The organism is Enterobacter sp. TMH.L2, assembly GCF_050847315.1.
Lineage (GTDB): Bacteria > Pseudomonadota > Gammaproteobacteria > Enterobacterales > Enterobacteriaceae > Cedecea.
In genome coordinates this window covers 2,277,338-2,295,687 of record NZ_CP193791.1, presented here as the reverse complement: position 1 = coordinate 2,295,687, position 18,350 = coordinate 2,277,338, and the positions used below count along the sequence as shown (strand labels likewise).

The window sequence follows — 18,350 nt, the reverse complement described above, 5'->3', positions numbered from 1 at the left end:
TGCATGAAAAACGTCAATGATTTTGAACGTGTTACGCTCGGATTCTTCCCCACGCCGCTGGAATCTTTACCTCGTCTGAGCGAAACGCTAGGCGTTAACATAAAAATTAAGCGCGACGACTACAGCGGTTTTGGCGGCGGCGGCAACAAAGTCCGCAAGCTGGAGTACCTGATGGCCGAAGCCTGCCGCAAAGGGGTGAAAGTGGTGATAACCACCGGCGGTCACCAGTCTAACCACGCGCGCATGGTCGCGGCGGCCGCCCGTAAATTTGGCATGAAGCCGGTACTGGTTTTACGCGGCGATGAGCCACAGACTTATCAGGGTAATCTCCTGCTGGACAAACTGTTTGGGGCAGAGCTGCAGTTCCTCGACCCGGAAGGTTATTTCACCCAGATTGAAGGCGCGATGCAGGCCCATGCCGATGCGGCCACGGCTCGCGGCGAAAAGCCGATGATCATTCCGCTGGGGGGGGCCACGGCGCTAGGTGCGCTGGGCTATGTTAGCGCCGTTGAAGAGATGGATGCCCAGCTTCGCGCCGCAGGCGAATCTGCCCCGGACGTGATTATCGCCCCCACCGGCTCCGGCGGCACGCTGGCCGGGCTGTATGTCGGCGCTCGCCGTTACTGGCCGAAAACGAAGATTATCGGCGTCAGCGTCAGCGCCAAAGCCGACTGGTTCCAGACCCGAATCTCCGCCATGGCCGAGGACTGCGCTCGCCTGCTCGACTGGGATCAAACCTGGCAGCCGCAGGATATCCTGATCGAAGACGGATTTGTTGGCAGTGCCTACGGCGTGCCTTCTGACGGCGGCATTGAAGCGATTTATCAGGTCGCGCAGCAGGAAGGCGTGCTGCTGGATCCGGTTTACACTGGTAAAGCGATGCACGGTTTAATCACCCTCGCGAAAGAAGGCCGTATTGCCGCCGGCAGCAGCGTAGTGTTTATGCACTGCGGGGGCTCTCCGGCGCTTTACCCGTTCGCTCAAAAACTTCTGGAGCACTGATCATGCAGATAGTGAACCGTCAGCAGGTGGCCGACCTTGGGGGGAATGATCCGGTACAGGCTCTGCAGGACATCGAGGACACCGTGCGGTTGATGAGGCGCGGCGAGGCAGCGATGCCCGCCGAAACCCACGTCAACCTCGATACGCCGCTGGGGAAGGTTTATGCCCTCCCGGCCAGGGTCGGCGGGCGGTTCAATGCGACGGGCGTAAAATGGACGGCGCATCGACCTCGCGCCAACGACGGCTATCCACAGGCGATGGCCACCACGCTGGTTAATCGCGCAGACAACGGTTTGCCGATAGGCATGGTCGAAAGTGGCAGCCTGACCGCGACCCGAACCGCCGCCGTGTCGGCCCTCGCCTTGAAGCTGGCGGCTCCCCGCCGCCCTTCACGTGTTTTATTGCTCGGCGCTGGCGTGCAGGCCCGCGCTCATCTCGAGATGCTGGCTGCACATTTTCCCGATCTGGACATGGTCTATTGCTGGAACAAAACGCCGGAGCCTCTCGCCGACATGCTCAGCCATGCCGACAAACTCCCCTGGCCTGTCACCCAGTTTGAAACACTAAACGATGCGCTGCGCCAGCACTGGGACGCGCTGATTACCTGCACCAGCGCCAGCGAGCCGTTTTTACGCCCTGGCATCTGGCGGGCCGGCACCCTGGTGCTGCAAATCGGCTATCACGAAGTGGCCTTTGAGACGATTGCCGCCGCCGACAAGGTAGTGGTCGACCTTTGGGGAGACTTCAAGCTGACCAGCGCCAAAAGCCTGTTTCAAATGTACCGGGCCGGGCTTTTTGATGAGCAAAACGTCTCTGCAGATTTAACAAATTTACTGGTCGATGGCTGGCGGCCTGCGGAAACGGACAAGGTTTATTTCTCTTCTTTCGGCCTCAACGTGTTTGATATCGCCCTCGCCGCCCGCGTTCTAAGCACTGCTGCCGAACAGGGCAAGGGCAGCAATCTGCCTTTTGGCTGGGAGACCACCGATGCTGATTAACGCGCCGGATCTGGTAAAACGAATCGAGAACGGCGAGATATTCGCGCTGATCGATGTCCGTGAACGAGAAGCCTGGCAAACGGCCTCCCTACCGGGCGCGCTGAATCTTAACGTCTACGACTATTTTGTGTCTGACTCGACCCCGGAAGGTTACGCCGCGATGGCCGGGGCATTTGTTCATGCCTGGCAACAGCTCGGTATCGCGAGCGGGGCTACGCCGGTATTCTTCGAGCAAACCGTGGGCATGCGATCTCCGCGTGGATTATGGTTTTTGTGGTTTGCTCTGGGTGCAGAAGGACTGATTCTGGACGGCGGTGTAGAAGCCTGGGGAGACGCCGGGGGGAAATTAACGCCGGGGAAAGGTTCAGCTGCGATTGTTTCTGGCGCCGGAGCCCCTGAATGTCAACCGGCCATGCCTCAGCTGGCCGCCACCCGCGCCGAAACGATCGACGCCGATCCGGCATCAACCTTACTGCTGGACGCCCGCAGGCCAACGGAATATAACGGCAGCTTTGTGCATGAATGCTGCGCGCGAGCGGGACGTATTCCTGGCTCAAAACTGCTTTTCTGGGAAGATGCAGTCGAGCATGGCCGGTTCAAATCCGCTGCAGCGCTGGCAAGCCTTGCCGCCGAAGCCGGATTTACGCCGTCAAAAAGAGTGATTGCCTGGTGCCACCGTGGCGCTCGCGCCGCCACGGTTCTGGTGGCTCTCAAACTTGCAGGTTACCAGGACGTGGCCGTTTACGTCGGCTCCTGGCATGAATGGGCGAGTCACCAGGAATTACCGCTGCTTAGTGGGGAATAATCACCCCACCTTCCGCAGCTTCAGCGCCTGCTGAATATCCGGCGCGGCGGCAATCAGCTGCCGCGTGTATTCATGCTGTGGCTTGTCCAGCACCTGCTTTGTGGCCCCCGTCTCCACAATTTCACCGCGATACAGCACCACCACTCTGTCACACGCCTGACGTACGGCGCCAAGGTCGTGGCTGATAAACAGCACGGTCAGACTCAGGCGGTCACGCAGATCGGCGAGCAAGGCGAGGATCTGCCCTCGCACCGAAAGATCCAACGCCGAAACGGCTTCATCGGCCACCAACAGTTCGGGTTCAAGCGCCAGCGCGCGCGCAATGGCAATGCGCTGCCGCTGCCCGCCGGAGAAAGCCGACGGCAGACGATTCGCCGCCGCAGCATCCAGCCCGACCAGCTCCAGTAATTCGCGAACGCGGCTTTGAACTTCCCCCGCGGGTCTCAATTTATGCACGCGCAGCGGTTCGGCAATTTGCTCACCCACCGGCATTTTGGGATCGAGGCTGGCGTAGGGATCCTGGAAAATAATCTGCGCCCGGCGGCGCATCCCCCGCTGCTGCTCACGGCTGGCGCGACGAACGTCCAGACCATCAAAAATAATGGTGCCGCTGTCGGCCGGAATTAAACCTATAGCCGCCCTGCCGAGCGTCGTTTTACCCGAACCGGACTCGCCGATCAGCCCGACGATCTCGCCTCGTTCGATTTCGAGACTGGTTGGCTTGAGCACGGTCTGGCGGCTGTCCGGGAAAAACGGCAGCGTATGCGCCTGCGGGTAGCTTTTGGTGAGCTGCGACAGCTGCACCAGCGGCGAACGGGTAACGTTTTTGCGCCTGGCGGGCTGAGGCTCCGGCTGAGAAGCGGCAATCAGCCGACGGGTGTAGTCGGCCTGCGGCGCGGTCAGCAGCGTTGGCACATCGCCCTGCTCAACAATATTGCCCTGATACAGCACGCAGGCACGGTCTGCATAGCGAGCCACCACGCTTAAATCGTGGGTGATGAACAGAATGCCCATCGCCATTTCCTGCTGCAGTTCCTGTAACAAAGTCAGGATTTGCGCCTGAATGGTGACGTCCAGCGCGGTGGTGGGTTCGTCGGCAATCAGAAGCGCAGGTTTGCAGCTAATGGCGCTGGCAATCATCACGCGCTGGCGCATGCCGCCGGAAAGCTGATGAATATACTGTTTTGCCCGCTGCTCAGGGTTCACAATCCCGACCCTGTCCAACAATGCGACCGCCTCACGGTGCGCCTGCTTCCAGCTGAGCTTTTGGTGGCGCACCAGCACTTCCGCAATTTGCTCCCCCACTTTCAGCACCGGGTTCATGCTGCTCATCGGCTCCTGAAAAATCGTGGCGATTTGCTGCCCGCGAAGCTCGCGCGGATAGGTTTTCCCCACAGCCGATACAACCTGTCCGTTAAACGTTACGTCACCGCCCGTTTGCCGCACGCCCCCCGGAAGCAAACCCATAACCGCCAGCGAGGTTAAGGTTTTCCCTGAGCCTGATTCGCCTACCAGAGCAACAATCTCCCGGCGTGCAACGCTGAATGAAGCGTCCTTCACCAGAGGTTTACCTTCCAGCGTACTGATACAAAGCGAATTAACGGTTAACAGCGGGGTTTGATCGGTCATACGGGTTCCAGACGGGTGCTAACAGCGTGATTTTTGAGACTATAATATCTGCCCCAGTGCGACAAGATGATTTGCTGATAGCTTATTCATTTGGTCTTACTCTCCGGCATTATTTATACTTTAGTCATGCTGACCTGATGTGATTGCCGCCATGACAACTCAAACTTTTCCCCGCCGTTGGGCGCTGCCTGCGGGCTTATTGGCCTTGCTGATAACTACCCTGGCGCTGGTGTTTATCAGCCATCACTGGAGCGCTTTTATTCAATGGTGCCTGAGTATGCAGATCAGCCTGCACCGCTACCTGGTCTTCTATTTACTGCAAATCAACAACCACCAGTACATCGGCGGCGTCTGGCTGCTGGTCGGCAGCTTCTTTTACGGCGTACTCCACGCCATCGGCCCTGGGCACGGTAAATTTATCGTCACAACCTACCTCAGTACCAACCAGGAAACGCCTCTCGCCGGACGAGTGGTGCCGTTTCTCGGCAGCCTGATGCAGGGCGTGAGCGCCATCGTATTTGTCTTTGTGCTGGCGATTGCGCTTAATTTGTCCAGCGGCGATCTCAGCGAAAGTCGCTGGTATGTGGAAAAAATAAGCGCGGTGATGATTGGCTGTTTCGGGATTTATATTGTGCTGAAAGCGCTGCGACAGCAAGCGCCGCTCAGGATGAAATCCTTCACGCCGATAAGCAGTGATGCACCAACGCTGAATCATCATTCACACGATGATCGGTGCGGCTGCGGGCACAACCACGGCGTTGGCTACGATGCCCGGGGCGGCAACTGGCTCACGCACCTGGGCGTCATTCTGGCGATTGGCGCTCGGCCTTGCAGCGGGGCCATCATGATTTTGGTGTTTTCGAATGCGTTGGGATTTATTAGCTGGGGCATTGCCGCGGTGATGACTATGGCTTTCGGTACAGCCCTGTCGATTTTAGGGCTGTCCGTGTTGGTCACCCGCACCCGCGACTCGGTGAGCAAACTCTGGCTTTCGCGCACTCCTACTCAGGTTCGCATTATCACCACCGGGCTGAAAGTGCTTGGCGGCTTGCTGATCGTGCTTTTTGCCGCGGTGCTATTTATCACCACGATTCCCGTTAGCGCCAACGGCGACTTTATCGCGGCAGGCTGTTAGTTCAGAACGGGTTAGAACAGAGAGAACAGCAGCGCGACCGGGAAACTCATCGGCCAGGTGGCGCCAATCAGCACTGAACAAAGCAGCTTAATGCGTTTAGAGTCTTTGGCGAGCAGCCAGGTGATCCCGGCGCAGATTAACGCCATTACGGCGTAAAAAACCAGCATGTGTTGATAAAGCGTCATACAAGACATTACTACTTGTTAAAATTTTTTGCAGAATATGCTCTTTTTTATGACGCAGATCAAGTTTAGAAACTTTATTTACTCAGTAATAGCTGACTTCCGTCGTCACCTGCTGCCGCTGGGTCTGCTGCGTTTTCCCGATGCCGGTCACCAGCGTGATATCGCAGGCGATGGGTGACAAGTGCTCGTCGTAGCGGCAGTGGCTTTCCATCGTCAGGAACGGCGTTCTCATCGTTTCAGTCACCAGTTTGTAGTCAAACGGACGGCGCTCCGCATTCTCGTAGCTGACTTTGGTTTGCGAAGCCACTTTGTCATTGAGGTAAAAATCGATCTGACGAGGGAGGCCGTTAACATCGTATTCATGGTGAGCGATGCGCTGCCCGCCCGGCATGAAAAAAATATCCTTCAGCAGCCCGCCAGGCCAGTAGGCATATTTCACTTCGCCCAGCTCATCTTTTCTCTTTTTCACCAGACACTGTTCATCAAGCTTGAGGGTTAACGGTTTGCCGTTTTGGGTCCCCGTTAGCGCGCTGCCTTCGCGGTGAAGCTGTAGCACCATTTTTTGCGCCGAGTCTCTGATATCAAGGCTGGTAACACACCCGGTACGGTCTACCTTTAGTCGGTTCTCATAGTTGACTTCCCCTGACGGATGCTTCATGACGGTATGCATTTCGCGCACGTTGCCTGCCGGGGCATTGAAATCAAACATTGTCGCCAGGTTGGCGATAACCGGGTTTCTTGCCGTTTGGGCATAAGCGAAAGAACAGAAAACAAGTGGGATTGCCAGCAGAATGGCTCTTTTCAACGTCATACATCATCCTTGAAAGCAGGCCAACACCTCGTCGGCAAATAGCAGAAAATAAACAGATTAATTCTGAGGTTTAACGTGACACTTTACGCGATCCACCAAACAAAACCCACCGAAGTGGGTTTTTAGGGCACTTACAGCTTAGGAATAATCAGTACCTGTCCGGGGTAAATTTTATCCGGGTGGCTTAGCATCGGTTTATTCGCTTCAAAGATGGTGTTGTACTTGTTGGCATCGCCATAGACATGTTTAGAAATGGCGCTCAGCGTGTCGCCTGATTTCACCGTATAGTAAGTGGCTTCCTGCGCAGCATCCGTCGCCTGAATATTATTTTCAACGCTGCTGATACCGGCCACGTTACCTACCGCCACCTGAATTTTTTCTTTCAGCGCCTGAGTCAGCCCGTCTCCCCCGGAGATCACCGCTTTGCCGTTTTCTACGGTAACATTCACTTTGTCAGCGCCCGGAATGCCGCTGTTTTTCAAATGCTCCTCAAGCTTGCTGCCCTGCTCGCCTTCGTTCCCCTTCAGCGAGTCCCACAGTTTGGCGCCCGCGTCTTTGACAAAATCAAATAATCCCATGGTCTTTTCTCCTGTTTACTGGTCCCTGTAAGCCTGGCAAAAGAAGCCAAAACCGCCAGTCGCAAGCTCAGTGCTTAATCATCACATGCCGAATAACGGTGTAATCCTCCAGCCCGTAAAGCGACATATCTTTGCCGTAGCCGGACAGTTTTTGCCCGCCGTGTGGCATCTCGCTCACCAGCATAAAGTGCGTGTTCACCCAGGTGCAGCCATACTGCAATCGGGCACTCAGGCGATGCGCCCGGCCCACGTCCTGCGTCCATACCGAAGAGGCCAGGCCGTAGCTGGAGTCGTTGGCCCACGCCAGCACCTGCTGCTCATCGTCAAATTTTGTGACGCTGACGACCGGGCCAAACACCTCTTTTTGCACAATGGCATCGCCCTGCTTAGCCCCGGCCAGCAGCGTAGGCTGGTAGTAATAGCCGTCGCCTGCGACTTTACTGCCGCCGGTAATCACCTGGATATGCGGCAGCGCTTTGGCGTCTTCCACGGCCTGGCTGACTCGCTCAAGATGTGCCTCTGAACTCAGCGGCCCCAGCTCGGTGCTTTCGTCCTCAGGAGGCCCATATTTGAGACTGGCCACGGCTTCCCCAAGCTGCTCAACCAGCCGGTCGTAAATCCCGCTTTGAGCGTAAATCCGGCAGGCGGCGGTGCAGTCCTGCCCGGCGTTGTAATAGCCAAAGGTGCGCACGCCTTCGACCACCGCCTGTAAATCCGCATCGTCGAACACGATAACCGGCGCTTTGCCGCCCAGCTCCATGTGCGTGCGCTTAATTGACGGGGCGGTGTGGCTAATAATGTGTTCCCCGGTGGCGATAGACCCGGTGAGCGACACCATGCGCACTTTTTCATGCCCGGTCAGCGCATCGCCGACGGTTTGCCCGCGCCCAAACAGCACGTTAATCACGCCCGCCGGGAAGATATCCTTCGCCAGTTCGGCTAGCTTAAACGCGGTCAGCGGCGTAATTTCGGACGGTTTGATCACCACGCAGTTCCCGGCGGCCAGCGCCGGAGCCAGTTTCCAGGCCGCCATCATCAGCGGATAGTTCCAGGGAGCAATAGACGCCACCACGCCGACCGGATCGCGGCGGATCATCGAGGTGTGCCCACTCAGATATTCTCCGGCGGCCAGACCGCCCAGGCAGCGACTCGCCCCGGCAAAAAAGCGAAAGACATCCACCACCGCCGGGATCTCATCGTTAAGCACGCAGTGGAAAGGTTTGCCGCAGTTCTGCGACTCCAGCCTGGCGAAGGCTTCCGCGTGTTGCTCGATGGCGTCCGCTAGCGCCAGAAGATGTTCGCCACGTTCTTTCGGCGTCGTCTGCCCCCATGCGGCAAAAGCTTTATCCGCCGCCAGGACCGCATCGTTAACTTGCTGAGCCGTGGCTTCCGCCACCTCCAGCAGCACCTGCCCCGTGGCCGGGTTGTAGACAGGCAGCTTATCTCCAAGGCCAGCCACAAGCAGGCCGTTAATCAATAACTGACTTTGCATCCCTATCTCCTTTCCCGTTCTGATAATCATGGCCCCAGCGGCGTTCTGGCTTAAAAGGACTGAAGTAAAAAGCATAGCGTCGGCTTGACGGCGGCAGCGGTGCCGGGCGGTGATTTTCACCAGGTTGTGATGCACTGCGCAGTAAGCCTGTCCCGGCGCTCCCCTTTGGTATAACAGGCCGCGGCGCAAATGAGGTATCTATTGAAAATTAATATGAAAAGAAGGCGGGATCCCCCTATGCTTTAGGCAGTCTTTTTCTTAGTTCACCGCCAGGAGGCACCATGAGTATTTCCGCCCGCAATCAGTTAACCGGCACCATCAGCAACGTCACGGCCGGCGCCGTTAACGACGAAATAGAATTCACCCTGAACGGCGGCGGCAAGCTGGTCGCTGTGGTGACCCGCAGCAGCAAGGAAGCCTTAGGCCTGGTTAACGGCAAAGAAGCGTTGGCCCTGATCAAAGCCCCGTGGGTGGTGCTGGCCAGCGAAGACTGCGGCTATCACTTCTCCGCCCGGAACCAGTTCCCAGGCGCGGTGAAAGCCATCGCGGAAGGCGCGGTGAACACCACCGTGCATATTCAAACGGACGCGGGTTTTGCATTAACCGCCGTGGTGACTAACGAAGCCGCTGATGAAATGGCGCTGAAGGTAGGGTCTCGCCTGCTGGCACTGGTGAAAGCCTCATCCGTGCTGATTGCGGTAAAAAAATAACGCCATAACGTCCGGCAGCCACTCCGGCTGCCGGTTTTAACTCGCTTACTTGTAGCGTACGTCAAGCTTGCTGTAGGCCACCACCGATTCAGAACCATCCTTGTTTTTGTCCTGGTTATAGTTGCCCGCCTTGAAGTATAGCTGGATCCCTTCCCAGCCCTGCTTCGGATAGTCAAAGGTTTGGCTGGCCTTTTTGCCTCCGGCGCTGGCCTCCACCGTCACCTTCATGCCGCTCGCCGTGCCTTTGGCTTTGATGCTGTAATCAATTTTGTCTTTCAGCCCGACGCCCGAAAGCAGCGTGGTGCGTTTTTCCGGGTCGCCGTAGTTTTCTTTCACGCCCGCCACTATCGCGCCGTCTTCCCAGCGCAGTTTCAGCATCTCTGAGCCGCCGGGTTTGTCGCCGTGAATTTGAGCAAAAATAATTGAGCGCGTGGACGGATTTTTGACGATATACACCGACCCGCGCTGCTCATTGTCAAACTCGCTGCCGTTAACAAAATTGTGCGTGGCTCTCAGCTCGACGCGAGGAAATTCACTGTGCGGCGTAGATCCAAACCCGGACGGGGCTTTAAACACCATCGCCCCCGCCGGAATGGCAGAATCACAGCTTTTGTCCCCGCCGCAGTTGCTGTAGAAATAGCGGTTATGCAGCCCCGACGTGATCTTCACTTCATTCGGTTTTTCACTGCCATCAAAGGATTGCAGCAGATAGTCCTTTGTCAGCACCGGGTAGTTTTCACCCGGAGCAGTCTGGCCGCTCTCGGCCCATGCGCTACCGCTCAGCGCCGCCAAAAAAAGGCTGACAGGCAGCCCGTAACTTAGTGTTTTACGCTTCATCTTTAACCCCAATGCAAAATGTAAACCCGCCCAAGCAGCTAACCACTAATCAGCGTAGATGCTTTACTTAAAATCTGTTGCGGTAACATGTCAGTAGTAACAATGGGTTTCCGGTAATTAACCTGATGCATATAGGGAACAGTCATGATCAAAAAACTGCTCGTTTCAGTTCTGTTTGCGGCCAGCTACTCCGCCTTCGCGCTGGCGGATAACGCAGGCGCAGCGTTTAAAACTTTTCCGCTCGGCAAGCTTGAGCTAACCGCGCTGCACGATAAAAACAACACCCTGCCCAACGATGGCAAAGTGATTGGCGTCGACGTGGGAGAAAAATCGGTGGCCGAAGTGCTGTCTGCGGCGGGCGCGCCGACGGACAAGATTAAGCTCAGCGTCGATGCCCTGCTGGTGAAAGACGGCAGTAAAGTCATTCTGCTGGATACCGGGCTTGGCTCCAACGCTCAGGGCCAGCTGGTTGAGAGCCTCGCAAAGGCGGGTTATAAGCCAGAGCAGGTAACCGATGTGCTGATCACCCACGTTCACGGCGACCATGTTGGCGGGCTGCTGACGGCGGACGGCAAGCAGGCATTCCCCCACGCCACGGTGCAAATCTCCGCCCCGGACTGGGCATGGCTGCAAACGCTGCCGAAGATGAAGGCGCTGGCTGAGGCCATCCAGCCGCAGGTGAAAACCTTTAAGCCAGGCGACCAGGTGCTGCCGGGGATTACCTCTGTGCCGCTGCCGGGCCACACGCCGGGGCACGTTGGCTACCAGATTGTCTCCGGCAAGCAGCGACTTTTAGACATTGGCGACTCGGCGCACAGCTCGATTGTGTCGCTGACGAAGCCCGAATGGGCGATTGCCTATGACAACGATCGCCAGGAAGGCATAGCCAACCGCAAAGCGCTGCTGGCCAGACTGGCCGCCGATCGTGAACTGATTTTTGCCCCGCACTTCCCGTTCCCGGGCGTCGGGCATATTGTGGCTAAAGGCGACCATTACGTTTTTCAACCGACAGAATAGCGGTGACACAAGCCGGTTCGCCGGCTTTTAAACCTCCTGCCGGTGAATCTGATACCAGACATGCCGGAGCAGCGGATGCTGCTCCGGCACCATGGGATGGTCAAACTCTCCGCTTCGGCGCATGCCCAGCTTCTCCATCACCCGCTGAGACGGCAAATTTGGCAGCGCGGTAAAAGCCACAATGCTGTCCAGATCGTATTCGTCGAAACCAATGCGCAGCGCTTCCCTCGCGGCCTCAGGCGCGTACCCTTTGCCCCAAAACGCTTTTCGAAGCCGCCAGCCGACCTCGACACAGGGGCCAAACGGCAGCGAGTAGCCGGGGCGATTCAGGCCCACAAACCCGACCAGCTCACTGCTGCGTTGCTCTTCCACCGCCCAGAAGCCAAAGCCGTATTCAGCCATACGCTGACGGAATGTCTCGAGGTAACGCTGGCTCTCTTCCGACGTCAGGGGCTGCAAGAAATAGCGCATCACCTCCGGGTCAGCGTTCATTTCGGCAAACGGAACCAAGTCCTCGTCTCGCCACGCTCTCAGCAGCAATCTTTCAGTCCTGTACATGGTGTTCCTCAATCAATTCCTTGATTAAACGTGACAACGTCACCACGGCCTGGCGTTCTCTTTCGCCCCAGTTCCACGAGGCGTTGAAGCGGAAATAGTTATCCCATGCCCTGCCGGTGGTGAACATTTTCCCCGGGGCGATGCTTATCTTATGCGCCAGCGCCCGCTCGTTAAGCAGGCTGGTATCCAGCCCCTCCGGCAGTTCAATCCACAGGAAATAGCCGCTTTCGCTGCGGTGGATTTTGACTTCAGGAGGGAAAAGCTCACTTAGCGTTTGCCAGGCCTGCTGCTTGCGTTCTGCCAGCTGCCGCCGGAGGCGGCGCAGGTGTGTGTCATAGCGGCGGGTAGCCAGAAAATCGACCAGCGCCAGCTGCATCGGCGAACTGGTGGACAAGGTGCTCATCAGCTGCAACTGCTGAATGCGGCGGGCGTGCTTCCCGGCGGCGACCCAGCCGATGCGAAATCCGGCCACCAGGCATTTTGAAAACGAGGAGCAATGCAGAGTCATATCGTGGGCATCATACGCCCGGGCAGGCAGCGGCCTTTCCCGCCCGTAATAAAGCTCGCTGTACACGTCATCCTCAATCAGCGTGACGTTATGTGCCCGCAACAGTTGCACCAGCCGCGCTTTTTTCTCCGGCGGCAGCGTCACGCCTAGCGGGTTCTGGCTGTTGGTCATTAGCCAACAGGCTTTGACCGGGTATTCGGCCAGAGCCTGCGCCAGGGCATCGAGATCGATCCCGCTTACCGGGTCAGTGGCGACCGAGAGCGCTTTCAGCCTCAGACGCTCCAGCGCCTGCAGCGCGCCGTAGAAGCAAGGGTTTTCGACAATTACCCAGTCACCCGGCTCGGTCACCGCCTGCAGACTGAGGTTGAGCGCCTCAAGCGCGCCGGCGGTGATAACAATTTCGTCCGGTGAAACATGCATCCCCTGCTGGGCGTAGCGCTGGGCGATGGCGTGGCGCAGCGCTTCGTTGCCCGGCGGCAGGCTTTCAATCACGCTGATGGCGGTCGCCGTTTTGCTGACCGCCGCCATTGAACGGTGGAGCGCCTGGAGCGGAAACAGGCGAGGATCCGGGAACGCAGAGCCAAACGGCACCACGGAAGCATCCGTGCTTGCCTGCAGCACATCAAAAATATAGGTATTGATATCGACGGTTTCCGCGCGAGTGACCTGCACCGCAGGCGGCGCGGTGCGTGCCACCGGTCGGGGCGCAACGTAGTAGCCGGACTGCGGCCTGGCCACAATCGCCCCCTGGCTTTCCAGCATCTGATAGGCGTGGCCGACGGTCATAAAGCTCATGCCGCTGTGGCCGACCTGCTCGCGCAGCGACGGCAAACGATCCCCTGGCTGCCAGACGCCGAGGGCAATCTGGTCGAGGATCTGCTGTGCCAGCTGCTGGTACTTTTTCATGCGCTGCTCCCTGTCTATATCACAGCGCTAAAAATACGCTGTTTTGTACAACTGTTATAGTCAGAAAGTGAGTTTTTAACACGAAGATAGCGGGCGGTAAAACCGCCCGTGAAAAGGTAAACGTGGGGATTTTACTTCACATCGGCCAGCGCGGTTTTCTCAACATACGGTTTCATCAGGCTGTCTGCCGTTTGCTGGGCAGATTTCGCTGCCGCTTCCGGGGTCACCTTTTGATCGTTCACCACCGCCGCCAGCTGGTTTTCCATCGCCTGACGAACGGCAACCGTTTCATAAGTCGAATACCAGGGATGGGCATATTTCAGCTGATCCAGCGCGATTTGCGCCCGCGGATCTTTCTGCAGGTATTCTTTCATTTCCGGCGTGTCGTAGGAGGCCTTCAGCGGGGAGAAATACCCGGTGAAACGGCTCCACGCGCCGTTAACCTGCGGGCTAACCAGATACGTCAGGAACTGATAAGCCGCCTTTTTCTGCGCGTCGGAAATGCCCTTGAAGCTGACCAGGCTCGCGCCGCCGATAGGCACCGCCCGCTGTTCTTTGGCGGGCATCATCGCCACTTCCATATCAAAATCTTTGCTGTTTTCGCGCATAAAGCCCAGCGCGCCGGTGCTCAGCATCGCCATGCCCAGTTTACCGCTGAAGAACGCAGCGCTGATCTGCTTGGAGTTAAGCACGCCGGACGGCATCACTTTGTCGCGGTAAACCATGTTCTGCCAGAAGCGCAGCGCGCCAATGGTGGTCGGCGAGTCGTAATACACTTCGCCCGGATAGTTTTCGTTGAAGTAGTTACCGCCATTGGCTCGAACCAGCGAGGAGAAGATCCAGCCGCCGTAATCGTCGTTGGTGGACGGCAGCATGATGCCCCACTGCCCTTTGCTGGCGTCGGTCAGCTTCTTCGCATCGGCCAGCATTTCGGCCCAGGTCTGCGGCGGCTGCTTGATGCCTGCCTGATCGAACATGGTTTTGTTGTAGTACAGGATTGGCGTGGAGTTATGGAACGGAATCGCGTACGTCACGCCCATTACCTGGGCATTCTTGTGCATTGCTGGCCAGAAATCGTTCATCAGGAAATCGCCCGCCTTGCGGTTGCCGTATTTAAACAGCTCGTCCATCGGCAGGATTTCGTCTTTTAGCGCAAGGTCGGTGGTGAAGTTGGCCGACATAATGACCAGCGCTGGCGGCTGCCCGGCTTTCTGGGCGGATTCCGCTTTAATTTTGGTGGTGTCGTAGCTGCCGGTAAAAATACCGCGGACTTCGACGTCCTGCTGCGAATCGTTAAACGCCTTGATGACGCGGGTCATCTCCATTGTCAGCTTGCCGTCGACCGGCGCCGGGAACATAAAATCAATTTTCTCTTTTGCCAGCGCTGCGCCGCTCACGGCCAGCGAACAGCAAACGGCAAGCGCCCGCCATTTATGCATCAGGGGGTTAAACATGGTCAATCTCCTGGTGTAAGTTGTGGTGAAGGTCTGTGTGGAAAAGGTGTATATCCGATGAAGAAAAACCGAGGGTAAGCGTATCGCCTTTTTCTGGTACCTCGCCGCGGTGGCGACGGGTGTAGCGTAACGTTCCCAGGGGGGTACTGACATGGAGCAGATAATCTGCGCCCATCAGTTCTCGTTGCAGCACCGTCGCCGTTAGCGTCAGGTGCCCGTTTTCTGGCCTGTCGGTGAGGTGCTCGGGGCGGATCCCGAACCAGACGCTTTGCGCTTTTTCCGCAGCAGGCGGCAGAGGCAAATTCAGCGTGGCAGGCAAAACGCGGCCCTTTTCACAAGGCAGAGAAACCAAATTCATGGCCGGGGAGCCAATAAAACCGGCAACAAACAGGTTGGCTGGATGGGCATAAAGGTGCTCCGGCTCGCCCACCTGCTGCACCACGCCGCCGTTCATCACCACTATGCGATCCGCCATCGACATGGCTTCCGTCTGATCGTGGGTGACGTAGATGGTGGTGGTTTTAAGCTGATGATGCAGCGCCATGATGCTGTCGCGCACCTCGGTGCGCAGGCGGGCATCCAGGTTAGAGAGCGGTTCATCCATCAGGAACAGACGCGGATTGCGCACAATGGCTCTCGCCATTGCCACACGCTGGCGCTGCCCGCCGGACAGTTTGGCCGGTTTACGGTCGAGCATTTCACCCAGCTGCAGCATCGTGGCCACCTGCTCGAGGCGCGGCTGCCAGCTGGCTTTATCTTCTTTACGGATCTTCATGCCAAAGGTGATGTTGTCCCGTACCGTCAGGTGCGGAAACAGCGCATAGTTCTGGAAGATCATCGCGAAGTTGCGCTCACGCGGCGACATCGCAGTAATGTTCTCGCCGCCGAGCCAAATCTCGCCGCCGCTAACCTCTTCCAGCCCCGCCAGCATCCGCAACAGCGTACTTTTGCCGCAGCCGGACGGCCCGACCAGAACCACAAACTCGCCTTCGTCGATGCTGAGCGACAGCGCGTTCAGCGCCGCTTTGCCTTCAAACTGCTTGCTTACCTGATTCAGTCTTAACATAGCGATTAATACTCATCCGTCGGGCAACTGATCGCCGCGTCATACAGCCACGGGCCAGCATAATGCGCCAGAGAATGCTGATAGCTGACCCACTGGTCGCCCACCTGGCGGTGCATCAGGCAAGACGGCGGCGACAGATCGTAATACGGGCGGCTGTCCTCAAAGTGATACGGAACCTGGTGAACCGTGCCGGGAATCGTCGCTATCGTTGCCTGGCGGTATTGGGTCATTGTCAGGCTGTGGTTGTGGCCGCAGAAAATACGCACCAGCGCCGGGAAACGGGCGACCAAATCAAGCAGCAGGTGCCCGTTTTCGCAGGCGATTTTGTCCATTTGCGCGTTGCCCAGCGGCAGCGGCGGATGGTGCATAAAGACCGCCGTGGGCTTGTCGCCGCTCGTGGTTAACTGCGCTTCAAGCCAGGACACGGTATTGTCGGTCAACCAGCCCTTAGAGTGCCCGGCGAGGCTGGAGTCGATAAACAGCAGCCGGGTAGCGAAGTCGTCCACCGCATAGCGGATGTTTTCCGGGTCGTCCCCCAACGGCGGGCAAATCGGGCGCAGGTATTCCAGAAAATGCGATTTATCGTCGTGGTTGCCGGGGATCAAATAAAGCGGCGACTTGATGGTGCCGAGCACCTGGCGCGCGACCTCGTACTCTGAAGGGCGCCCGCAGTTGACGATATCCCCGCTGACGATGACCGCATCCGGGCGCTCACGCAGCGCGTTCAGCTGCGAGGCCACGTCGGCATTGCCCGCGTTGATGTCGATAAAGCCGTACAGTTTCTGGTTCTGACTGCGGAAATGGGTGTCGGAAATATGGGCCAATAACATCACTCAACTCCTTACTTGATACCTGAAAAACCAAAACTTCGCAGAAACTGCTTCTGGAAGGCGATAAAGGCGAGCATCAGCGGCAGGCAAACCATAATGGTCCCGGCGCTGATGGTGCCCCACTGGCCACCGGATTCGGCGCCCATAGCAAACGAAACGAGCCCGACCGTCAGCACCTGCTTGTCCGGATCGTTGAGCATCATTAGCGGCCACAGGTACTCGTTCCAGTGGTAGGTAATACTCACGGTGGCGAAAGCCAGCACCGACGGCCAGCACATCGGCAGCAGCACGCGGTAAAGTACCTGCCACCAGCGGCAGCCCTCCATCAGCGCGGCCTCCTCCAGCTCTTTCGGGATGGCGAGAAAGGCCTGACGCATCAGGAACACGCCGAACGCGGAGGTGAAATACGGCATCATCACGCCGGTCAGCGTATTGAGCAGGCCCAGCGCTTTGAGCGTCATCATGTTCGGCACCATCATCACGACGGGCATGATCATCAGCTGCACCAGAAACAGCAGGAACAGCATTTGCTTGCCGCGAAACTCATGGCAGGCAAAAACGTACCCGGCGGTGGTGATGGTGATGAGCTGCACGAAGAAAGTACCGAAGCTGAAAATCAGGGTATTGGCGTACAAGCTGAGCCAGTCGGCGCTCTGCCACGCATCACGGAAGTTATCCAGCGTGAGCGGAAAACGCGGCAATATTGAGGCCATGCCTTCCCCGAAGGTGCTGGCGCTAAAAGCCGATGAAAGCATCCAGATAAACGGACTAACCCACAGCAGCGCCAGGCAGCACATCAGCACGGTGAGCGTCACGCCCTTTGATTTTCGCAGGCGCAACCACAGCGGCTGCGGTACGCTACGCGCGTTGACAACGGATCCAGAAAACTCAACGCTCATGGTGGGCGCCCCTTTCCAGCAGTTTGAGGTTAACGAACGAGAAGACAAACAGCCCGGCCAGCGTCAGGAAGGTGGCGGCAGAAGCTTTGCCTAAATCATGGGTGTCCCAGGCGAGACTCTGGATGTAGTACAGCAGCACGGTGGTGGCGTTATCCGGCCCGCCGCGCGTCATCACCGCCACGTGGTCAATCTGCGTAATCGAGTAGATAAGCGCCGTGGTTACCACAAAGCTCAGCGTCGGGCGAAGCAGCGGTAAAGTGACTTTGAAGAATACCTGCGTGGAGGTTGCCCCTTCCATGATCGCCGCTTCACGCGCCGAGGCTGGCAGGCTTTGTAAGCCGGCGAGGAAGAACAGCATGTAATAGCCCGCGAACTTCCAGACACCAATCAGCGCCAGGGCGTACAGCGCGCTGTTGCTGCGGCCGAGCCAGTTGTTATTCATCGGCCCGAACAGCTTCGCCAGGTAGTAATCCAGCATCCCCATGCCCGGCATAAAAATGAACAACCACAGCGCCGCAGCGCTGACCATGGGAATGATCATCGGGAAGAAAAACGCCGTCCGCAGCCAGCGGTTAACGCGATGATTTTCCCACAGCGCAACCGCCAGCAGCAGCGCGAGCGCCACGCCGGGGATCACGGTCAGCACGATATAGAACAGATTATTCATCAGCGATTTCCAGAAAACCGCGTCGGCAAAAAGGCGAACATAGTTACCTGCGCCCACATACGCGCCGGCCTCGCCCGCCAGACGCGTATCAAACAGGCTGTCGTACACCGAGCGGATCAGCGGGAACCAGGTAAAGAGCAGTAAAAAGATCAAAGATGGCGTGAGGATCAGCCACGGAAGCCAGGGACGTTTTGCCATTGTCTGCAAACCTGTCAGGGGTCAGAAGTCAGTCAGTATGGGAGGGGTTTATGGCAGAAACGTGA

At 57.5% G+C, this 18,350-nt stretch carries 19 protein-coding genes; 6 read left to right on the top strand and 13 right to left on the bottom strand.

The window, feature by feature from the left end:
* Nucleotides 1-3 precede the first annotated feature (3 nt).
* The 3 genes from ACREYP_RS11025 to ACREYP_RS11015 are packed head-to-tail and all read left to right on the top strand — an operon-like array spanning nt 4 to nt 2,805.
* Nucleotides 4-1,002, top strand: a complete 999-nt coding sequence (locus ACREYP_RS11025; RefSeq protein WP_498881363.1) for a 1-aminocyclopropane-1-carboxylate deaminase/D-cysteine desulfhydrase — start codon at nt 4-6, stop codon at nt 1,000-1,002.
* Nucleotides 1,003-1,004: 2 nt separating this feature from the next.
* Nucleotides 1,005-2,000, top strand: coding sequence for an ornithine cyclodeaminase (locus tag ACREYP_RS11020; protein ID WP_498881362.1), 996 nt, complete (start codon nt 1,005-1,007; stop codon nt 1,998-2,000).
* Nucleotides 1,990-2,805 carry a sulfurtransferase gene (locus tag ACREYP_RS11015; RefSeq protein WP_498881361.1) on the top strand — a complete coding sequence of 272 codons (816 nt, stop codon included), beginning with the start codon at nt 1,990-1,992 and terminating at the stop codon, nt 2,803-2,805. The genes ACREYP_RS11020 and ACREYP_RS11015 overlap by 11 nt, the downstream gene beginning before the upstream one ends.
* On the opposite strand, the gene ACREYP_RS11010 is transcribed toward ACREYP_RS11015, so the two are convergent.
* Entirely contained in the window at nt 2,806-4,434 is a 1,629-nt protein-coding gene (locus ACREYP_RS11010) for an ABC transporter ATP-binding protein (protein WP_498881360.1), read from the bottom strand.
* Nucleotides 4,435-4,585: 151 nt separating this feature from the next.
* Here ACREYP_RS11010 and ACREYP_RS11005 point away from each other — a divergent pair, with 151 nt between their 5' ends.
* A complete protein-coding gene (locus tag ACREYP_RS11005) occupies nt 4,586-5,569 on the top strand; it encodes a nickel/cobalt transporter (RefSeq protein ID WP_498881359.1) in 984 nt (327 codons plus the stop codon).
* An 11-nt stretch (nt 5,570-5,580) separates the two neighbouring features.
* Here ACREYP_RS11005 and ACREYP_RS11000 read toward each other — a convergent pair whose 3' ends face one another.
* From ACREYP_RS11000 to patD, 4 genes are all read right to left on the bottom strand, one after another.
* Complete coding sequence (locus tag ACREYP_RS11000) at nt 5,581-5,754, bottom strand: GhoT/OrtT family toxin (protein WP_008461495.1); 174 nt, start codon at nt 5,752-5,754, stop codon at nt 5,581-5,583.
* Nucleotides 5,755-5,836: 82 nt separating this feature from the next.
* Nucleotides 5,837-6,565, bottom strand: a complete 729-nt coding sequence (locus ACREYP_RS10995; RefSeq protein ID WP_008461494.1) for a YnfC family lipoprotein — start codon at nt 6,563-6,565, stop codon at nt 5,837-5,839.
* A 131-nt stretch (nt 6,566-6,696) separates the two neighbouring features.
* On the bottom strand, nt 6,697-7,143 hold the full coding sequence (gene lysM, locus ACREYP_RS10990; protein WP_008461492.1) for a peptidoglycan-binding protein LysM: 447 nt from the start codon (nt 7,141-7,143) through the stop codon (nt 6,697-6,699).
* 67 nt (nt 7,144-7,210) lie between these two features.
* A complete protein-coding gene (patD, locus tag ACREYP_RS10985; RefSeq protein ID WP_008461490.1) occupies nt 7,211-8,635 on the bottom strand; it encodes an aminobutyraldehyde dehydrogenase in 1,425 nt (474 codons plus the stop codon).
* 281 nt (nt 8,636-8,916) lie between these two features.
* Between patD and ACREYP_RS10980 the strand changes: the two genes are divergently transcribed.
* Entirely contained in the window at nt 8,917-9,345 is a 429-nt protein-coding gene (locus ACREYP_RS10980) for a TOBE domain-containing protein (protein ID WP_498881358.1), read from the top strand.
* Between the two features lie 45 nt (nt 9,346-9,390).
* Here the strand turns inward: ACREYP_RS10980 and ACREYP_RS10975 are convergent, their stop codons facing one another.
* Complete coding sequence (locus ACREYP_RS10975) at nt 9,391-10,182, bottom strand: polysaccharide lyase family 7 protein (RefSeq protein ID WP_166992285.1); 792 nt, start codon at nt 10,180-10,182, stop codon at nt 9,391-9,393.
* Between the two features lie 144 nt (nt 10,183-10,326).
* On the opposite strand from ACREYP_RS10975, the gene ACREYP_RS10970 reads away from it, so the two are divergent.
* Entirely contained in the window at nt 10,327-11,199 is an 873-nt protein-coding gene (locus tag ACREYP_RS10970) for an MBL fold metallo-hydrolase (protein ID WP_498881357.1), read from the top strand.
* A 27-nt stretch (nt 11,200-11,226) separates the two neighbouring features.
* Here the strand turns inward: ACREYP_RS10970 and ACREYP_RS10965 are convergent, their stop codons facing one another.
* The 7 genes from ACREYP_RS10965 to ACREYP_RS10935 form a co-directional block, all read right to left on the bottom strand.
* On the bottom strand, nt 11,227-11,757 hold the full coding sequence (locus ACREYP_RS10965; protein WP_498881356.1) for a GNAT family N-acetyltransferase: 531 nt from the start codon (nt 11,755-11,757) through the stop codon (nt 11,227-11,229).
* Entirely contained in the window at nt 11,744-13,171 is a 1,428-nt protein-coding gene (locus tag ACREYP_RS10960; RefSeq protein ID WP_498881355.1) for an aminotransferase-like domain-containing protein, read from the bottom strand. The genes ACREYP_RS10965 and ACREYP_RS10960 overlap by 14 nt, the downstream gene beginning before the upstream one ends.
* A 131-nt stretch (nt 13,172-13,302) precedes the next feature.
* A complete protein-coding gene (locus ACREYP_RS10955) occupies nt 13,303-14,610 on the bottom strand; it encodes an ABC transporter substrate-binding protein (protein ID WP_166874469.1) in 1,308 nt (435 codons plus the stop codon).
* 7 nt (nt 14,611-14,617) lie between these two features.
* Nucleotides 14,618-15,691, bottom strand: a complete 1,074-nt coding sequence (locus tag ACREYP_RS10950; protein WP_166992273.1) for an ATP-binding cassette domain-containing protein — start codon at nt 15,689-15,691, stop codon at nt 14,618-14,620.
* A 5-nt stretch (nt 15,692-15,696) separates the two neighbouring features.
* Complete coding sequence (locus ACREYP_RS10945; protein ID WP_498881401.1) at nt 15,697-16,521, bottom strand: phosphodiesterase; 825 nt, start codon at nt 16,519-16,521, stop codon at nt 15,697-15,699.
* Nucleotides 16,522-16,532: 11 nt separating this feature from the next.
* Nucleotides 16,533-17,420, bottom strand: coding sequence for a carbohydrate ABC transporter permease (locus tag ACREYP_RS10940; protein ID WP_336707208.1), 888 nt, complete (start codon nt 17,418-17,420; stop codon nt 16,533-16,535).
* Nucleotides 17,410-18,285 carry a carbohydrate ABC transporter permease gene (locus tag ACREYP_RS10935; protein WP_442892178.1) on the bottom strand — a complete coding sequence of 292 codons (876 nt, stop codon included), beginning with the start codon at nt 18,283-18,285 and terminating at the stop codon, nt 17,410-17,412. The genes ACREYP_RS10940 and ACREYP_RS10935 overlap by 11 nt, the downstream gene beginning before the upstream one ends.
* Between the last annotated feature and the right edge of the window lie 65 nt (nt 18,286-18,350).